The organism is Candidatus Uabimicrobium helgolandensis, assembly GCF_041508025.1.
GTDB lineage: Bacteria > Planctomycetota > Uabimicrobiia > Uabimicrobiales > Uabimicrobiaceae > Uabimicrobium > Uabimicrobium helgolandensis.
In genome coordinates, this window is the sequence record NZ_CP165719.1 from 6800610 (window position 1) to 6820631 (window position 20022).

Sequence of the window (20022 nt, forward strand, 5' to 3'; positions counted from 1 at the left end):
TGTCGCGTTTTAAGTAATAAAGGATTTAAAATGAAATAAAATGGAATGGAATAAAACTTTTAATTTGAAAAGAATTTTACAACTGCGGGGTTTCCCACAGTTGTTTATTATAGAAACGTTATTATTTTTTTACTTTAAGTTTCCATATTCTTACGTTTCCATCTTCGCCTGTCGCTGCCATTTTTGTCATATCAGCAGAAACTGCAACACCATAAAGTCTTTTATCACTTACTTCTTTAGCAAAACGAGACATTCCGGATTTTACAGACCAAACAGCTGCTTTACCATCTTTAGCACAAGAAGCGAGGAAAAGGTTGTTTGCGAAAAACACAAGACTAGTGACATTTTTTTCATGACCAGTCAAAGTTTTAACAACTTTTTTTTGTGCAATATCCCAAATGTAAATAGCTTTTTTAGTACCAACTGCAAGCATTGTTCCATCTGGAGAGTAAGCAAGGGCTGTAGGTTCTTCATAGGTTTTCTTCAGCTGGCCTCCCATTAATTTAGAGACTTTTCCGGTAGCTACATCGCAAATTTTCACAACGTAGTCGTCGTCGCCAAAAGCAACCGTTTTTCCATCTGCTGAGAAAGCTATAGCAACTACTTCATCGTTAGCTTTAACAACTTTGCTGTCTCCTGTTTCCATATTCCAAATAACTACTTGATCATCGCAACCAATAGCAACGATATTATCCGCATTTACTGCAGCAGAGTAAGCACGGCTACTATAACCAAATTGCGATAGTGCATCGTAGTCTTCTTCTATTTCCATAGCGACAACTTTTTCTTCTTTCGCACAAACAAAAGTTTCTCCGTCTGCACAATAGATAACTTCGCGTACAGCAGCGCCTGTACTCATTTTCTTAACTTCTTCGCCTGTTTCTGCATCCCAAATACCTATTTGGTATATGTTACCAGATACAGCGATGTGTTTTCCATCGTTAGAAAATGAAACGCTGTGCATATCGTATGAATCAAAGTGAATAGTATGAAGAATTTTTGGTTTAGGTGGTCTTTGTGCCCAACTAAAACTAGAAACTATAAAAACAATTATGATAGCTAAAGTAATATGTTTATTCATGTTTATCCTTTATAACTTAAAAATGAATAACACTTTACAATGAAATGCCATTGTACATAACTATTTCATTTTTTCCAATCCTTTCTTTATTTTTTAATATGTAAATCTTGGTGTTTTTTGATAGACTAAAGATCTGCTACAAAGTAAAGGATTTTAAGATAGAGTTCTATAACAGATCAAGGCGTGTCGACACGCCTCAGTTTATTTTAAATAAAAGGGGATGGTTGTGAAAAAACTATTGAGTTGTTTTATTATAGTTTTTTTAGTGCCTGCTTTTGCTGATACACTTTATACACAAAAATCACAACAAGCTTTTTCAGCACTACAAAGTTTACTTACGCAAGAAAAGCACGATTTACATGAGTATCATATCTCTGTAAAGCGCTTGACTGAAAATGATCCACACGCTATTCGTTATGTTGTAGCGAACAGTGTGGCTATTTTGGGAAATAAAGCCCGTGGTTATAAATTGCCTCGCACAACGGTAAACAATGCTATTTTTGGCAAAAATATTCTAAGTGGTACATTTGTTACTTATTCTAGTTATATCAAAGATAATTCTATAAGCGTAAAATACAGTGAATTAACACCCGAAGAATTTAAACAACTGACAATTTTTGCTTACGCAAAAATGCCTCGCGACTTCATAGTTCAAGTTGATAACAATGTATATCATCGTGATCAAATCATTGACGAGTTAGAGCGAAGTAGCGATTTAGGGAAGTTTTTTTTACATGTGGAAAAAACTTTTCTAAAAGCAGCAGAAAACAATTTTTGGGAATTCGAGTTAGAATCACACACTGACGCAGATGGTAATCTAGCGGTAGATAGTTTTGCGTTTGCAGCTGATAGTAAACTTTTAGCTACTGTTCAACTAAACTGGCGTGGTATTCACGAATCATTTACTAACGCTCAGTTCACAGTAAACGGTCAGGAAATTCACAATGGTGAAGCGCTCAATTACGAAGCTTATCAAGTGGTTTACGATGTAAAAGCTAAAAACAATACTTGTCGTGTTACTGCCGAAGGTGGTCCAAAAGACGCGCTTGTAAAAGTTGTTTTAGCTGACTGCGGCTGAAGTAAGGGCGGAAAATAGATACTAGTTTAGTATCAGAAAAATAATAAAAAGCTCTGGCATAATTGTCAGAGCTTTTTTTTGGAAAAGCAAAATAAAAATGAAAGCATATATGTTTCTCATTGTTTTTTTTATCTCAAGCTGCGGTCATCTTTTTTTTCATCCACATCGTAATCAGTACACCGAAAAGTCGAAGCAAATCGTATTTCAGACAAAAGATGGATATCAGTTACAAGGACGTATTTTGCGCAATTCTCTAGCAAAATGTAAAGGTGTTGTTATTCATTTTCATGGCAATGCAGCAAACATGGATAACCACCAGCCACAAGTAGAATGGCTAACCACATATGGCTACGATGTATTTATGTTTGATTATAGAGGATACGGTGAATCCGAAGGAACAGCAAGTCGTTACGGTTTACTTCTTGACAGCGAAGCTGCTATTGATTTTGTTATTTCGCAAAATCAGTGGAAACAAATATATCTTTTTGGACAAAGTCTTGGTGGAAATCAAGCAATTTCTGCGCTAAATAAGAAACGTCAAAAACATATCGACGCCATAGTGATAGACTCGTCTTTTTATACTTATGCTAGTGTAGCTAACGATATGATTGGTGGTTGTTTCTTTACCTATCCGCTTACATGGTCCCTTGTTGGCGGAAACTGTTATAGTGCAGCAAGCCATTTGCCACACATAACAACGCCCATATTTATTTTTCATGGAAAAAACGACAAAGTGATTGATATTTCTCATGGTTACAACTTATACGAAATAGCTAACGAGCCTAAAAAGTTTATGGCTGTTGATAATTGTCGCCATTTGTACGCAACGGGTAAATCACATGTTCGCCAACAAATGATGCAATTTTTAGATCTGCCGCGTTAACCTTGTAAATAAATCGTAAATCTCATTGTTGTCTATCTGTAAAGTCGCATCACCTACAGAAAGCTCAAATTTATGGTAGCCAGGTAAGACAGTTGGAACCAGTCGATTAAATAACCAAATTTTACTTTGTTTTGCCAACTGTAATGCGCGCTCTTCGAGTGTACTTTTATCTCCATGTAAATACACATGCATCATGTTAGTCATTGGTTCTTCGGGAGTAACTTTTATATTGGGAATTTCGCGAAGAACTCGTGCGATATCATTTGCTTTATGGTAATAGCTTTCCATTTTAGGAAGGCGCTGTTTAAAGCACTGTTCTGCCGACAAAATATAAGGGTACAAATGAACGAGATCACCTCCGTGGCGACGTTTCCATATTTTAGCCTCAGCAATAATGTTAGAATCTCCTGCTAATATTGCGCCAGCTATACCACCAATTCCTTTATAAAAAGATACATATATACTATCAAATAAACTACAAATCTCGCGATAGCTCTTTTCGTAAAAAGGCTTACACTCCCATAATCGTGCACCATCAAGATGCAGAGCAATATTTTTATTTTTTGCCCACGAACAAATATTTTGCAACTCTTGCCACGATGGTAAAACTCCACCAATCTCTCTCTGAGGTAATTCGATAAGAAGTGCTGCTATAGGGACATTTAAAGTGCGTAAATCGTCAAAAGCAAAAACCCGGTGTGCTTCACCAACGTATACACTATGCAAATTATGCAAGTATTCGTAACCTTTGTGCTCATGAAGTTCTAAATGACTTTTCGGATGAAAAGCAATGTTGTTTAATTTTTTGCGCTGCGCCCAAATGCGTAGAGCTATTTGCTGTGCCATAGTACCACTAGGCATAAAAACGGCTGCTTTTTTCCCCAACAAATCGGCAATAGAAATTTCAAAGTTGCGAATAACATCTCCTGTACCGTAAACATCAGCAGTTATTTCTTCACTCATATTTGCAGCTATTTCAGACAGGATTTCTTGTGGTCTTTGGCGTGGATGGCCTGTTAAAAAACGCGTGCAATTGTTTAGAATTTCTTGCATAGTAATTCCATTTCATCATTATCGATAGTTAGTCACTTGTGTATTAAATTTTCTTTGGGTATGAATAAAACGTTATTCTCGTCTTACACAAGTAAGGTCTTATCGTAAGAGCGTACAAAATAAAAATACAAAATGCCAAATAGCCAATTTGTTATTTTCGCCCAATAAATTTTGCAAAAAATTCCTCGTGGCGAAACGCGAGCGAGTGCTCTTTTTTTGCTTTGTCACTACTTGTCAAAGACTATCACATTCTTTTATCACCTAAAGTTGTAAAAGATCCCATGTAAAATATATTAATCGTTTGCTATAATAAACATTTCTTGGTCATTATCAAAACAATAACCAAATCAAACATAAAAAAGCAATTAGTTAAGTGAGTCGCAAAAAGTTTTTGAGCACGTTTCAAGTCAGCGTAGAATTTGAGTGTCAAAGAAGGACAGCCTGAGAGGCACATAACTGTAGCTATGTAACCGAAGGCTCAACGCCGCTATAACACTCAAAGGCAAGCTGCGTGCTCTTAAAAACTTTTTGCGACTTGCTTAAAGCCCAAGAACAAATTGACGAATTTCAAAGTTATTGCAAGAAAAAATTCAAGAAATACAAGATGTACAAGAGCAAATAAATGAAAAAAATCAAAATAACAAAAAATAAGCTTTGATAAAAATATAGTTTCGAGATACTTTGTGAAACCATTTAATTATAAGGAATTCTAAATTTTTGATAGCTTCTTGCATCTACAAGATTGTTCTCATAAAATAGAGATCTTGCAAATATAACTTGACTCAAAAAGGATAGCAATGGCAAAATATGTAATAGGAATCACCGGAGAAAAAGGAAAAGGCAAAACGAGTTTTGTTCATGTGCTGACATATCTCCTAAGCATCAATGGTTATGCAGCAACAGTTCTAAATTTTGCGGACTATATCAAAAAAATTGCCCGCGAGTGTTTTGGAGAAGATATTGGTAGAATACATGGAAAACTCAGTGAAAAAGAACGTCATTTACTTTGCAGTATAGGTGATGCTTTGCGAGGTATAGACCGAGAGTGTTTAATCAATGTTGTTCGCCGCCAAATAGATAATAGTGAAGGTTTTGTTATTGTTGGCGATGTTCGTTTAAAACGCGAAGCAGATATTGTACACCACTATAATGGTATTCTTGTAAAAATTGGAAGTAGTGTGCACAATCGCAATGAAAACTATCTTAAGAATCATATAACAGAACAAGAAATAGCAAACATCCAAGCCGATTTTTTGGTAATCAACGAGGGAACATTTTCTGACTTAATTGAAGAAGGTAAGAAAGTTCTTTCTCATTTTATTCCAAATCAAAATTGGAAAAGCTAGGGGGATTCATGTATAAGAAATACTTATTATGTATAGTGGCGCTATTTGCCACTCATCTATTTGCAGGCGTTGTCGTAGTTGAAGTTTCTCCATCAAAAATAAATTTGCGACCAGGGCAAAAATATACTTTTGTTGCGCATGCTTTTGATGCACAAGGAAACGAAATATTTTTTCGTCCAGAATGGCAGGCCTCTGGAGGAGTTATTGACCAAGAAGGAAATTACACTGCTGGAAGCAATTCTGGTATATATGAGATCATAGCATCCCATGCAGCCACAGGAGCTCATGGCTCTGGTTCAGCAATGATCGATTACCGTAGTACCCGTTTTCCTAAAGAGACACCTGTAACTTCTAGAAAAAAAATTCAGAGTTTGCGTTTAACTCCTGGAAGTATTACTGTAAAACCGCGACAAAAAATACAATTTATTGTCCAAGCATATGATGCAAATGGAAATTCTCTAAAACCTCCCAAAAGACTTTTATGGAAAGTTTCTGGTGGATCGATTACACCAAGTGGATTATATCAAGCTGGCGGTGGTTCAAGTGTTCAAAACATTCAAGTACGAACTCATGATGGGATATATGCAAACGCTCAAGTATATATCAATACAATTCCTGGAAGAATTTCTCGTCTTCAAGTTAGCCCATCCGTTGTCAATTTAAAACCAGGAGACCAATACCGATTTTTTGCGACAGCATATGGCAACACTGGCAAAATTGTAGCTTTGTCACCTAGATGGAAAGCAACAGGTGGAACCATTGACAGCAATGGCATGTACTATGCAAGTAATATTCCAGGAACATACATTGTTGAAGCAAGTGGAAATAATGGTCCTCGTGGAACAGCAACAGTGAACATTAGTCGTACTTTTATTTCTGATGTAGAAGTTTTCCCTAAATCTGCTATTTTATCTCCGGGTCAAACACAGCAATTTACTCTAAAAGCCTACGGTGGTAATGGTAGTCTTGTTACTGTCTACCCGTCTTGGAGTGCAACAGGAGGAGTAATACAAGCTAATGGAGTTTACCAAGCAGGAAGCATAACGGGAGACTACACTCTCAACGCAACTGTTGAAAATTTCAGCGTAAACGTCAAGATTTCCATTCGTCGTCAAAAACGCTTAACGCGAATTGAAATTGCTCCAAACCGTGTGAGATTAATACCTGGGCAAAGCTTTCAATTTCAAATAGGTGGTTACGATCAGTATGGTGGAAAAATACCTTTGCGAAAAGTTAGCATTAACTCGACTGGAGGACGCATAGACGCAAACGGTTTATATGTTGCTGGAAGAAAAACTGGAAATTATACGGTTGAAATCTTTACCCCTTCAGGGCTTAAAAGTATTACGAATATCGAAATTTTCGACAGTTCCGCGCCTACAAAAACAAACACTATTGTAGATAATGTTGTAGATAATGTTGTAGACAATACTCTTGATCGTGGTAGTGAAGTAGACTCCTCTATGAGTGGTGGTGTTGACAGTGAAATGGATAGTGGTTCTGAAGAAGACAGTGAAGAAAATTCTGGTGTAAAATGGTTGACAATTTCGCCGCAATTTGCGCCAACGGTCACAGGTGCAGCAACGAAGTTCGAAGCAAAAGGTTATGATGGATCTGGAAAAGAAGTACCTTGTACTATAAAATGGCGTTGCACAGGAGGTACAATTTCGAGTAATGGAACATTTGTTGCCGGTAATAAACTTGGTAAATTTAAAGTCCAAGCTCGCGTAGCTAATGTAAAAACATTGGCTCATGTTGTAGTAAAAGCAGCTCCAAAACAAAAACCGAAACATCAGATTATTGTTATTCCACCAAAAGTTGTTTTAAAACCTGGGCAACGATGCACTTTTAACGCTCAAATTAAAGGCGAATTAACAAAAACCCCAAAACTTGAGTGGCAAGCGGCAGGTGGTAAAGTAAATAATCAAGGAGACTTTGTTGCTGGAAACGAGCCAGGGGACTACACAGTTACTGTTGAAGAAAAAAGTTTAGGAGTAAAAGCGAAAGTAACAGTGACAATTGAAAAAGTAAAAGAAGCCCCTAAGAGCGTAGCAGGAGCAATACGTCTCACAAAATGGTATGTAAAAACAAATAAATCAGGTCTTGCAGACATTCATATTGAAGGTAAAATGCTTCTTGAAAAAGCAAGAATGTTAAAATTACTTTTACACCGTAAAGGTCAAGAAGAACTAGTATATCAGCTTATTATAAAAAAAGATCAGCGATTTAGCATCCAGGGAAATTATTATGTAGCTGGTGGCACAAAACTAGAAATAGTGCTCTACGATACCGATGGTAATGTACTACATCGTGAAAGCAAATAAAACTATTTAAATTTAGAAGCGTGTTGACATCACATCAATACGCTCTATGTAACCAGCCAAAATATATTTAGTGTGTATTGACATTAAAATTTTATATAATTAGATATGCTCTCATTTGACAGAATTTTGACTGGTCGTTTAAGGCGTGTCCATATTTATATTACAACTAAAATGGACGCGTTTTATATTCGGCGTTTAACTCTAGGATGTAATATTTATGACTGAAACAATAAAAGAACTCGAATCTATAACCATTCGTTTTGCTGGTGATTCCGGTGATGGTATTCAGGTTGCAGGAACCCAGTTTACAAATACTTCTGCTATTTTCGGCAATGATATTAGCACATTTCCCAATTTTCCCGCTGAAATACGCGCTCCTGCTGGTTCTCTTGCAGGAGTGAGTGGTTTCCAAATTAATTTCTCAAGCCGCGATGTTCATACTCCAGGAGATAGTCCACAAGTTCTTATTGCGATGAATCCTGCTGCTTTAAAAAGCAATATTAGCGATTTAGAAGTTGGCGGTGTTGCGATTGTCAATACTGATAATTTTAAAGCGCAAAATCTCAAAAAAGCGCAATATGAAAGCAATCCTTTGGAAGATGGTTCTTTACAAAAATATCAAGTATTTGAAGTTCCAATCACTACTCTAAATCGTGAAGCACTAAAAGAAATCGAAGGGCTTACCACTAAAAATATCGACCGCTGTCAAAACTTCTTTGCTTTAGGACTTACTTTTTGGATCTATGATCGTCCTTTGGAACATACAAATAGTTGGATAGAGAATAAATTTGCCAATAAACCAGAAGTCATTGCTGCTAATAAAAAAGCATTGGAGATGGGATACTATTTTGGCGAAAACACCGAAACATTCCAAATACGTTATCGTGTAAAACCTTCCAAACAAACTCCAGGTATATATCGAAAAATTACTGGAAACGAAGCTCTAGCGATGGGACTGGTTACCGCAGCACAGTTGGCAGGAAAACCGTTATTTTACGGCTCATACCCAATTACTCCTGCTAGCGACATACTTCATTATTTAGCCGCAATGCGTCATTTTGATGTGCGCACTTTTCAGGCAGAAGATGAAATTGCCGCAATTGGTTCTTCTATTGGAGCAGCTTTTGGTGGTGCTTTTGCAGTAACGGGGACAAGTGGCCCCGGAGTGTGTCTAAAAGGCGAAGCAATGGGACTAGCATTAGTGCTAGAAATTCCTCTTGTGATTATAGATGTACAACGTGGAGGACCAAGTACTGGTTTACCTACAAAAACAGAGCAGTCCGATTTGCTTATGGCAATGTACGGACGCAACGGAGAAAGCCCTATTCCTATTATAGCACCATCGACTCCTTCTGATTGTTTTAATTGTGCTATCGAAGCTTTTCGCTGGGCTGTGTACACTAACGGGCCTGTTATTTTATTGAGTGACGGTTATCTAGCAAACAGCTCTGAACCTTGGAAAATACCAGATCCTAGTACTTTACCAAAAATAGAAGTAACACACCCACAACCAACAGAAAATTTTCTACCTTACGAACGTGATCCTGTTACTCTAGCGCGCCCATGGGCAATACCAGGTACTCCTAAACTCGAGCATCGTTTAGGTGGACTAGCAAAACAACCAGGTACCGGAAATGTTTCTTACGATCCTGATGATAATCAGCAAATGGTAAACGACCGTGCAGAAAAAACAAATCGCCTAACACAGATTATACCTGATTTAAAGGTAAACGGTCCTCAAAGTGGTAAACTATTAGTTATCGGCTGGGGTGGTACTTATGGAGCAATTCACAGCGCTGTAGTACAAGCTCAAGAGCAAGGAAAACAAGTATCAAGTATACATTTACGTCACTTATTTCCATTTCCAAAAAATTTAGGTGATGTTATTGGCAATTTTGAACAAATTCTCGTACCTGAACTCAACATGGGACAGTTACTCGTACTTCTTCGCTTGCACTTTAAAGCTGATTTTGTGTCTTATCCAAAAGTTCAAGGACAACCTTTTAAAATACAAGAAATTTTTGACCGTATTGTAGAAATAATATAAAGGAGTCAACATGAGCACAACAAAAGATAAAACTCCTACAGCTCTGACTAAAAAAGATTTCACTTCAGATCAAGCTGTACGTTGGTGCCCTGGTTGTGGTGACTACGCCATACTAGCACAAATGCAAAAAGTATTACCAGAATTAGGTATTGCCAAGGAAAATATAGTGTTTGTTTCAGGTATTGGTTGTTCCAGTCGCTTTCCTTATTACATGGATACTTATGGTTTACATACTATTCATGGTAGAGCAACAACTATAGCAAGTGGTTTAAAAGTAGCAAACCCTGATCTTAGTGTATGGGTAATTACAGGAGATGGTGATGGACTTTCTATAGGAGGAAACCATCTACTACATGTTCTGCGGCGTAATGTAAACTTGAATATCATACTTTTTAATAATCGAATTTACGGACTCACAAAAGGACAGTATTCTCCGACATCTCTTCCTGGACACAAAACAAAATCTTCACCAATGGGATCGATAGAGCAATCGTTAAATCCTGCTGCAGTAGCTATTGCAGCAAAAGCTACTTTTGTTGCGCGCACTCTTGATCGTCATGTCAAGCACATGGGCGAAACCCTAAAACAAGCTGCAGCACACCAAGGTACATCGTTTGTTGAAGTATTACAAAACTGTCCAATCTTTAATGACAATGCTTGGGAACCTGTTTCGAATACAAAAACGCGCGGTGACAACATGCTTACTCTTGAGCATGGAAAACCGATGGTTTTTGGTAAAGAAGTTAAAAAAGGCATTAGGCTCAATGGTTTAAAGCCGGAAGTCGTAGAACTTAACGACGAAGTAACTGAAGATCAAATGTTAGTCCACGACAAAGAAGATGAAATGCATTCTATTCTTATTAGTCGTATGCATCACCCAGAGCATCCTATTCCTTTAGGTATTATTCGCCAAGTAGAAAGACCTTGTTATGAGCATGCGCTTATAGATCAGGTCAAAACAGCGAAAGAAAAAAAAGGAAATGGCGACTTAAAACAACTGTATCATTCTGCAGATACTTGGGAAGTGGAGTAAGTAAATATATTATTTACATGGTTCGGCGGTCTTGTACCGCCCGACCTTCGCAAATAACTATATAGATCCATTTTCGGACGGTACTGCAAATGCAAACAATTACGTATTATTCATTTTGAGTTTGTAATATGAGTGATACGGCTATCTTGCATCGCACTTAGTTTAAGTGTTTAGATTGTCGAGTATTGCAAAAAAACTTACAACAAGAATTCTAGGACATTTATGAAAAAAATTATTGCGCGTAATCCATGGTTACTATGTCACGAAAATAAGGAAGCAACTCTACGTTTATTTTGTTTTCCATATGCCGGAGGTTCAGCAACGGTTTTTCGTAAATGGTCAGAATCTTTACCTGAAAATGTTGAAGTATGTGCTATACAGTTACCAGGACGCGGTTCGCGATTACGCGAATCTTTACATACAAATATGAATGAATTGGTCAGCGATTTAAAAACAGCAATAACTGACATTATTGATGAAATGCCATTTGCTTTTTTAGGTCATAGTATGGGTGCTCTTGTTGCTTTTGAATTATCTCATATTTTGGAAAGTTCTCCTTCACATTTATTTGTTTCTGGGCATCGTGCTCCACAATTGCCAACTCGTTTTTCGCCGATATTCAATTTATCAGAAGAACAATTCTTGTCAGAAATTAAAAGTCTTGGTGGTATGCAACCGCAAATCTTAGAAAATCGCGAGTTAATGAATCTATTGTTACCATCTTTACGTGGAGATTTTGAAGTTTGCGATACTTATGTTTACAATCAAAAAACGCGCTTAGATTTTAGTATTACTGCAATGGCAGGCATCAATGATCCTCGCGCAAATAAAGAAGAAACTGAGCAGTGGCAAGAACAAACAAATGATTCTTTTGCGTTTCATATGTTACCTGGAGATCATTTTTTTCTAGACAGTCATGCAAATTTGTATTTTGAAATTCTAAATCGCGAGCTTTACAATTATTTGTAGGTGAAAAATGTTTTTTCCTTCTAATTTTTGGTTAAACCTTGAAGACGTGTCTCTTGGGGAGAACCATACTCATATTTGGTACATTTCTTTACAAGCAGAAAAAGACGAATTAAATTATTTTTCACAACTTCTAAACGATGAAGAATTAAAAAAAGCCGCGAGGTTTCATTTTGAAAAACATCGTGTACATTTTATTATAGCAAGAGCAGTGATGCGCATACTCTTGGGTAAATATTTAGAAAAGTCTCCTTGTAAAATTAATTTTATATATGGAGAACATGGAAAACCATACATAGAGAAAAATCCTATTTTTTTTAATATTTCTCATTCTGGTGATAAAGCACTACTTGCTGTAAATAAGACACACGAAGTTGGTATTGATATAGAATTAATGCGAGATAATGTATCTTGTGAACAAATTGCTACAAGATATTTTTCCCAAACCGAAGTACTGGAGCTCGCACAAACACCGCTATCGCAGAAAAAAACGGCTTTTTTTCGTGGTTGGTCACGTAAAGAAGCTTATATCAAAGGATTAGGTGACGGCCTTACAATGCCACTCGCAGATTTTTATGTACCGCTAATGGCGACAGAAAACTTAGCTATCACCCACAACAGTAATTCGCGATCGTGGGGACTATGGCACCTTGATGTCGGTGACGACTACGCAGGAGCTGTTGTTCTACAAACTTTGAATACTACAATACGAAAATATACTTATAATGGATGATCTTTCAAGAAATTTAGACTCTTTGCGTCAAGAGCGCAATAAATGTATACGCGAACATAAATGGAATGAAGCGATTGACGTAATTGAAAAAATGATTCAGTTGCTACCAACTCCCTCATTTTACACGCGCAAAGGGATGATTGAAATAAAACTTAAAAGATATGGCGAAGGAATTACTAGTTTAAAACAAGCTTTGCATATCGAACCAAGCTATTTTAAAGCGCGGCAAATTTTGATGAAGTTAAGTGCGCGTATGGCAAAAGTTGGCGATGATCCGCTTGATAATCTGATGTCTAATTCACAGGCAATGTTAATTTACAACGAATCTGTCAATAGTGATGCTGATAGTTTAGAATCTTTAGATAAAACATTTACAAACCCAGATGGAACACTTCTCTTAATACCTGACTCCGACGAGTTAGCTCAAGCAATTTCTCCTCCAAGTGATATCACTAATATGTCTGCGTTGCCACAACAATTTGGTCAATACAAAGATTTGCGTCTCATTGGTTCTGGAAGTATGGGAATTGTTTATAGAGCATATCATCCACAGTTAAATAAATATTTCGCTATCAAAGTTATTCATCCAGAAAACAATGTTGATAATGAAGTACTACAACAAGAGGCAGAACTTCTTTCGCGCCTTCATCATCCAAATATAGTTAATATTCATGAAGTAGGTAACTCTGAAGGATCGTATTTTATTGTCATGGACTACGTAAAAGGTGAAACTCTGAATCAGTACATCCAAAAAGGTAAGTATACCTATAAAGATGCGCTACAAATTATTAAATTCATTGCTCTTGCCATCGATTACGCCCATCAAAACCAAATTATACATCGCGATTTAAAGCCATCAAATATTATCATAGAGCAAGACACTTGCTTACCAATAGTTATGGATTTTGGTCTAGCGGCAAACGTTCATACATTAAGCAAGATAAAACGAAGTGTTTCAGGAACACCTCGTTATATGGCTCCAGAACAAGCAATGGGATTAACATACAAAATCTCTCCGGCAACAGATGTCTACGCTATTGGTGCCATGCTATACGAAATGTTAACGAAAGCTCCGGTAGTATCAAATACAATGCCCAAGAAAACGCTGCAAGAAATCGTAACTAATGAAGCAACACGTCCAACAAAAATAGCCAAAGATCTTTCTCCGGAAATAGAAGCTATTTGTATGAAATGTTTATACAAAGGTTTACGTTATCGCTATTTTAATGCACAAGAGCTGGCTGACGATATCACTCGTTATTTTGATGGAGAAGTAGTGTTAGCACCAAAACTCACTTTTGGCAATAGAATAGTACGTCGTATCAGACGCAGTAAAAAACTATTTTTTATAGTATTTTTGTTTGTCCTAGGCTTTTGCAGTATGTTAACTTCAGCGATGCTCAACTTCAATAGCAAAGCATCATCTCTTCGTAAAAGAATAGTGGAAATCTCCAGATTAAATTACACCAAGCAAGCTCTCTTAACAAAATACCCAAGTAATACATCACAAACATCTATAGAACTGGAAAAACATTGGGAAATTTCCATCCACAACTATCTACAAACAATTGCCCTATTAAAAAATCTTTACACTTTATCTAGTAACCCAAAAATACATGACAACATACGCTCATTAAATAAAGAATTATTAGAGTTAACAAAATCTAGTCCAGTAAAAAATCAGTCCTTCGAGCATTTATACACTCAACCAGCCACATATTTTTTTAAGAGTGATTACAAAATTATTACTGAACAACAAAAACAAGACAACGAAAAAGGCAAACGTTTTGTCAACGACATTATGGAAAAAGCACGCTTGTCTACAAACGAATACGAAAAACTACTACTCCAATCAATACACGCAACTAGTTCTTTTGTTACCGTAGCAATGATCGGTTACATAAATTCTTCGAATTTCGCACAGCAAAAACTCGCCCTTGATTATCTAATTACTGTAGACGCAAATTATGGCAAACGAAATATTAAAGAAATCCTTCTAGAAACATTGAGTACTACAGAAGCCAACTCTAAAAACACTAAAAAAATTGAATTATTGGTCGATGCACTCAAGAAGTTGCGCAACAAGAACGATAAATAAGAGAGCAAGTTTTCGGAAAGAGAAAAAGCCGAGCCGCGGGCCACGAGCAATGGACATTTGATAAATAGGAATGAACCTCAATGGAAATTATTAATTTTGGCAAAGGCTATCCTGCAAATGTATTATTACCACACACTTTAATGCAAAAAGCCTGTGAAAGTCATTTACAGGAAGAAAAAAAGCTGTTTTTACACTATGGACATAAGCAAGGTGAAGAAAAATTTCGCGAACTATTAGCAAGTTTTTTACAACAAAATTACAAAACTGCTATAGAGAAAGAGGACCTACTTATTACCTGCGGAGCTTCGCAAGGTTTGGATTTAATTTGTCAGCATTTTACTAAACCAGGAGACACTATTTTTATAGAAGAACCAAGTTACTTTTTAGTATTTAAGATTTTTACAGATCGCGGCTTAAACTTAGTCCCTATTAACACAGGCAAAAACGGTTTAGACTTAGCAGAGTTAGAATCAAAACTAAAAGCTCACAATCCGGTTTTTTTCTATACTATTCCAACATTTCAAAATCCTGGAGGTACTACTCTCCAAGAAGAACAGCGCCAAAAACTAGTAGCTCTTAGTGAAAAACACGATTTTTTAATCGTTGCAGATGAAGTGTATCATTTATTAGATTACTCGATGAGATCTCCATTTCCTTTTTGTCACTATAGTAAAAGAGTTTTATCTTTGGGATCATTTTCTAAAATTTTAGCACCAGGGTTGCGTTTAGGATGGATTCATTGTTGCTCTACTCTTTTAAATAAAATGCTGGAAGATTCAGTATTAGGGAGCGGTGGAGGATTTAATCGCTTTATTTCTGGTCAAGTGTATAGTTTTATAAAGTTAGGCTTTCAACAGCAACATTTAAAATTATTAATAGGGTCTTATCGTCTACGTTCTGGAGCTCTGTACTATTTTTTAACTACTATTTTACCAGATGTTATTTGTTCTCCTCCCGAAGGAGGGTATTTTTTATGGGTAGAACTTCCAAAAGGAATAAATGCGCAACAATTATTAGAACGTGCTAAGAAGCATGGAGTTACATTTCACCCTGGCTATAAATTCTCTACACAGAAAAAGTTAAACAACTTTATTCGATTAAGTTTTTCTTTTTACGATTGCGATATACTAGAAGAAGGAATTCGGCGTTTGGCAAAGTGCTTTTAACAACGGTACTCTAACGAAAAGATATCAAAATAGAAATAGATAATCTTTTCGAAGAGCACTCAGTAAAGCTTCATTGCATCCTTGGGTCGAACAAAGCTCAACGAACGACATTACAATAGTCGACAATCGCTTCAAAATAAACCTTAGCAACTTTGCGTACGCGGCTAGATACTTTTACTCCAGCAATTTCATCGTCTTTTGTTGCTAGTAAAATGGATTTCTCGATATTGTCCTAACAAAGAGATTCACCATAGCTCATTTCCTTTTTGCCACTACAGTAAAAAAACAGAATTTTTTGCGAGTTGTAACAAATGCTTCTTTACTTGATTAGAAGCTTTGAAATCAGGATCGGAAATGGGCTTGAGCTCCAAAAACATTCTGATGATAACAGGCCTAATGTGAAAATAATTTCGTTATCATTGAAAATATTGGTGGCACAGATAATTATTGGGAAGTTAAATAATTGCGACTAGTCTATATATTAAAAAGCTGATCGTGGTTAGTAAAGAGAGTCATTGATACAAACTCTCTTTATTTTTTTCTTTTTTCAATAGAATAAACCATTCCTCCGTGTTGAGAAGATCCTGTGACCACTTGCTTCCCTGAGTTAGAAACATCTAATGCTTGACCACCTTGCTCCCAAGAAATAAGCAAATTACCTTTTGAATCCCACAAGTAATTCTGACCGCAGGCAAAGAACACACGATAGCTATTATCAATAGCTATGTCACCACTCTCTTCGACTTTCTTTGTCCATTGCAAACCTTTTTCTATGTGATATAAAGTAACAATCCACGATCCTTGATTTGCATATAAAACAGTGAAATGACTACCATCACTAGATGCGTCCGCTGCGATTATATTATTTCCTTCGACAATATCAAAAAATAGCTTTTCTTTACCATACTCATCGTATACGATAATATCACTATTTGTTTGAATAAATATTAGTTTACCATCTCCAGAAACACAAATTCCCCAAACTGTCCAGTCGCGAGCATCTATATCATTCTCCCAAATTCGTTCACCTTTTATAGTCAGACACAAAAGTTTTTTTCCTGCACTCGCATAGATTTTTTCGTTTACAGTTGCAACTTGCCACTCACCAAATTCCAATTTTTTTCGCCACAAAAGTTGGCCGTTTTTAGAAAAAGTAGTTATGCTTGAACGTTCTGATCCAACAACAACAAAGTCACCATGTTCAGAAACAACTAAACTCTCTGTTGTTCCAAGTGGATCTTCTTTACTATAATTGTCATCTGGAAGTTGACTTTGCCATAAAATTTCACCACTAGTTTTAGCAAGTATTACTGAATTTACAGTATCACCTCCAAATGCGATATATTCTCCATCAGCAGATATGGCAGCTTTGTGTAATTGATATATTTCAGGAAAAATAGCCAATTTTTTGGCCATTAATCGCACATAATGCTTTTGGGATTTTTCTTTTGGTTTTGGCTTCGGCTTTGGTTTTTCTTTTTCTTTTTCTTTTTCTTTTTCTTTTAAAGAATGTGCTTTCTTATGAATTTCTTCATTAGATGTCGATGAAAAATGGGCAATCATTAACAAGGAAGACACAAGAACACATACTACAAGTATAATTATTACAGAATAATTATTTTTATTTGCCAAATCTCTTCGAACTGATTGCCTTGGATTTTTTTTTCTTGTATAACGCACTAAATCATAACGCAAAAGACGTGCACTTTGCTGGCGTATTTTCTTATCTTTGCTCAAAGACTTTAAACAAATTTTATCTAAACTTGGTGGAATTTTTTTATTGTATTTACTTGGGGGATTTGGAGCTTCGTTTAGAATTTGTAAAAAAAGATTTGCTAACGATTCATTTTGGAATGGCGCTCGGCCAGCAAGTAATTCATATAAAATCACTCCAAGTGAATATACATCGCTTATGGCATCAATTTGCGATAAATCCCCATTAGCTTGTTCTACAGACATGTACTTTACAGTTCCAAGAACTTGACCATTTTGAGACAAATCCGTTCGCGAATCTACTGATTTTGCCAAGCCAAAATCTAAGACCTTTGGTTGTTGATTTGCGTCCAACAAAATATTTCCAGGTTTTAAATCGCGATGTATAACACCTGCTTCGTGAGCATAATGAACCGCTTCGCAAACTTTTATCATAATATCTATCGTTTTTAAAATGCTTATCTTTGTTGTTCTCATATAGTCTTTTAAAGATTGCCCAGCGATAAACTCCATGGCCAAAAAAGGCTGTTTGTTTTCGAAACCAATATCATATATCATAGCAATATTAGGATGACTTAACTTTGCCATCATCTTTCCTTCTCGCAAAAACCTCTCTAGTCCCTTTTTTGCGTTTAGTGCTGTACTGTTTAGTATTTTTAGTGCCACAATTCGCTCTAATTGTATATCTTGGGCTTTGAAAACCTTTCCCATTCCTCCTCGACCAATCTCTTCGATAATTCGGTAGCGACCAAATTGCTTACCTTGATACTCACCAGTAAATGTAATGCTTTTTGTAGTTGGTAGACTCTGATATGTCTTATCAGAAGACCAATAAAATACTTGATGACAGTAACTACATTTTTTTTGCGCATTGTTTTGGTTGTAATCTTGAGTGTTGTGCTTGCAATTAGGGCAAATTAAATCCATCTTGGTATTCCTATACTACAAAAGTTTATGTATTCGAGAACAGATAATTAAAGATTATCATTATAATTATTTAAAGAGATCAGACTCCTAAACAAACTCAAAGCTACTTTTAATACTTCTCCAAAACTCAAAATTTTCTTAGGCAACATTTTTAACAGTATCTGTTATTCTCATCTGGATAATGACATACCTAGAGTTATTTTATAAATAAAGTTTAAATGCTAACTATAAAATATATCTATGTCAATGATTGAATTACCTACAAAGTCCCCCTAATAAGAGAGCACAAACAAAGCTTCTACAGCTAAAATAATCACAATTATTGCCCATACTGTCGCTAATTTCATTTCACTTCGATTTCTAACACTAAAAATTGTCAATAAAAGAGAAACAGCTATTTTTTATTGAGTCTGCTATTGAATCAAACAACGAATATTTTAATATCATCAAAAATTTTTTGAACCGATCTTTTACTATTAACGACTTAGTAATCAAAAGGAGAAATGGAGCATAAGGATAGTTTATAATGAAAAATAAACAAAAGATATATTTGGAATACCTAGTTTTAAACAGCCAAAAAGGTGACAGTGAGTCCTTACAAATTTTAATCGAATACTGGCAATCTCGTTTGTTAAAACATGCATGGTATATTACCGCAGATCGCGAGGCTGCCCAAGATATTGTTCAAGAATCATGGTTAGCGGTAATGAAGAGTTTGCGAAACTTGCAAGATCCATCACGATTCCGTTCATGGATTTACCAAATTACCACAAATAAGTGCATTGACTGGATTCGACATTGTCAACGTCAGAAAAAATGGCAGAGTGAAGTACCAAAAAATTTATCTCAAAGTGATAAAACACAAAATGATACAGATGAATTTTACGTTGCTCTTAACTCTCTTAATCAGCAACACAAAATAGTTTTGTCTCTTTATTATTTAGAAGAAATGAGTATTACTGAAGTTGCTGAAATCTTAAATCTATCTAAAGGGACAGTAAAGTCGCGCTTATATCATGCGCGAGAGAAACTTAAACATAAATTGAAAGGATTGGAAAATGGATGATTTAGATAATAAAATAAAACAAGCGTTACAAGTTGAAGAGAAAGAAATATTGACACTATTTGACCAACAACAATCTCTACCTCAAATGATTATGGATACCTTTCGCGGCAAAAATCGCTGGCTATCGGTTTTGGTATATGTATATATCTTTCTTTTCTTCGGATTTTCAATTTACTGCGCGGTAAAGTTTTTTAATGTAGAGACAACGCGCGAGCTTATTGGTTGGGGACTTGGTTTTGTTTTTAGTCAGCTTATTGTCGCTATGCTTAAAATTTGGTATTGGATGGATATGCAAAAAAACTCCATTACTCGCGAAGTAAAGAGGCTAGAGCTACAAATTTCTCATCTCGCTGAGCTACTCAAGAAAAATCTCGAAAATAAATCTGAATAGAAACGATATTCTCTTTAGTTACAAAAGGCTAAGGTGCGTCGATATTTGAATGGATCACTATGATTGCCCCTTACCATCATACGTGTAAAGTGAAGAACGCACTTTTTTATGCGATAC

General features: G+C 36.0%; 15 protein-coding genes. 12 read left to right on the top strand and 3 right to left on the bottom strand.

From position 1 onward, the window contains the following. Window positions 1-121: 121 nt before the first annotated feature. Window positions 122-1081, bottom strand: coding sequence for a WD40 repeat domain-containing protein (locus UABHE_RS25270; RefSeq protein WP_372366088.1), 960 nt, complete (start codon window positions 1079-1081; stop codon window positions 122-124). A gap of 226 nt (window positions 1082-1307) precedes the next feature. Between UABHE_RS25270 and UABHE_RS25275 the strand changes: the two genes are divergently transcribed. After that, window positions 1308-2159, top strand: a complete 852-nt coding sequence (locus UABHE_RS25275; RefSeq protein WP_372366089.1) for a hypothetical protein — start codon at window positions 1308-1310, stop codon at window positions 2157-2159. 97 nt (window positions 2160-2256) lie between these two features. Continuing rightward, window positions 2257-3042: an alpha/beta hydrolase gene (locus tag UABHE_RS25280; RefSeq protein ID WP_372366090.1), complete on the top strand. Its 786-nt coding sequence runs from the start codon at window positions 2257-2259 to the stop codon at window positions 3040-3042. On the opposite strand, the gene UABHE_RS25285 is transcribed toward UABHE_RS25280, so the two are convergent. Further along, complete coding sequence (locus UABHE_RS25285; RefSeq protein WP_372366091.1) at window positions 3025-4095, bottom strand: low specificity L-threonine aldolase; 1071 nt, start codon at window positions 4093-4095, stop codon at window positions 3025-3027. The genes UABHE_RS25280 and UABHE_RS25285 overlap by 18 nt on opposite strands. Window positions 4096-4892: 797 nt before the next feature. Here UABHE_RS25285 and UABHE_RS25290 point away from each other — a divergent pair. From UABHE_RS25290 to UABHE_RS25325, 8 genes are all read left to right on the top strand, one after another. Then, window positions 4893-5441: a hypothetical protein gene (locus UABHE_RS25290; RefSeq protein ID WP_372366092.1), complete on the top strand. Its 549-nt coding sequence runs from the start codon at window positions 4893-4895 to the stop codon at window positions 5439-5441. Between the two features lie 8 nt (window positions 5442-5449). Then, window positions 5450-7765 carry a hypothetical protein gene (locus UABHE_RS25295; RefSeq protein WP_372366093.1) on the top strand — a complete coding sequence of 772 codons (2316 nt, stop codon included), beginning with the start codon at window positions 5450-5452 and terminating at the stop codon, window positions 7763-7765. A gap of 217 nt (window positions 7766-7982) precedes the next feature. Continuing rightward, on the top strand, window positions 7983-9812 hold the full coding sequence (locus UABHE_RS25300) for a 2-oxoacid:acceptor oxidoreductase subunit alpha (RefSeq protein ID WP_372366094.1): 1830 nt from the start codon (window positions 7983-7985) through the stop codon (window positions 9810-9812). Between the two features lie 10 nt (window positions 9813-9822). Then, window positions 9823-10845, top strand: coding sequence for a 2-oxoacid:ferredoxin oxidoreductase subunit beta (locus UABHE_RS25305; protein WP_372366095.1), 1023 nt, complete (start codon window positions 9823-9825; stop codon window positions 10843-10845). Window positions 10846-11067: 222 nt separating this feature from the next. Next, window positions 11068-11814: a thioesterase II family protein gene (locus UABHE_RS25310; RefSeq protein ID WP_372366096.1), complete on the top strand. Its 747-nt coding sequence runs from the start codon at window positions 11068-11070 to the stop codon at window positions 11812-11814. A gap of 7 nt (window positions 11815-11821) precedes the next feature. Continuing rightward, the gene (locus UABHE_RS25315) at window positions 11822-12544 is read left to right on the top strand and encodes a 4'-phosphopantetheinyl transferase superfamily protein (protein ID WP_372366097.1); all 723 of its coding nucleotides are present in this window, start codon (window positions 11822-11824) and stop codon (window positions 12542-12544) included. Continuing rightward, complete coding sequence (locus UABHE_RS25320) at window positions 12537-14642, top strand: protein kinase (RefSeq protein WP_372366098.1); 2106 nt, start codon at window positions 12537-12539, stop codon at window positions 14640-14642. Before UABHE_RS25315 ends, UABHE_RS25320 begins: the two co-directional genes overlap by 8 nt. A gap of 80 nt (window positions 14643-14722) precedes the next feature. Beyond that, a complete protein-coding gene (locus UABHE_RS25325) occupies window positions 14723-15808 on the top strand; it encodes a PLP-dependent aminotransferase family protein (protein WP_372366099.1) in 1086 nt (361 codons plus the stop codon). A gap of 531 nt (window positions 15809-16339) precedes the next feature. Here UABHE_RS25325 and UABHE_RS25330 read toward each other — a convergent pair. Then, window positions 16340-18448, bottom strand: coding sequence for a protein kinase (locus UABHE_RS25330; protein WP_372366100.1), 2109 nt, complete (start codon window positions 18446-18448; stop codon window positions 16340-16342). 526 nt (window positions 18449-18974) lie between these two features. On the opposite strand from UABHE_RS25330, the gene UABHE_RS25335 reads away from it, so the two are divergent. Next, window positions 18975-19514, top strand: a complete 540-nt coding sequence (locus UABHE_RS25335; protein ID WP_372366101.1) for an RNA polymerase sigma factor — start codon at window positions 18975-18977, stop codon at window positions 19512-19514. Next, window positions 19507-19905 carry a DUF6768 family protein gene (locus tag UABHE_RS25340; protein WP_372366102.1) on the top strand — a complete coding sequence of 133 codons (399 nt, stop codon included), beginning with the start codon at window positions 19507-19509 and terminating at the stop codon, window positions 19903-19905. The genes UABHE_RS25335 and UABHE_RS25340 overlap by 8 nt, the downstream gene beginning before the upstream one ends. The last annotated feature ends 117 nt before the right edge of the window (window positions 19906-20022 follow it).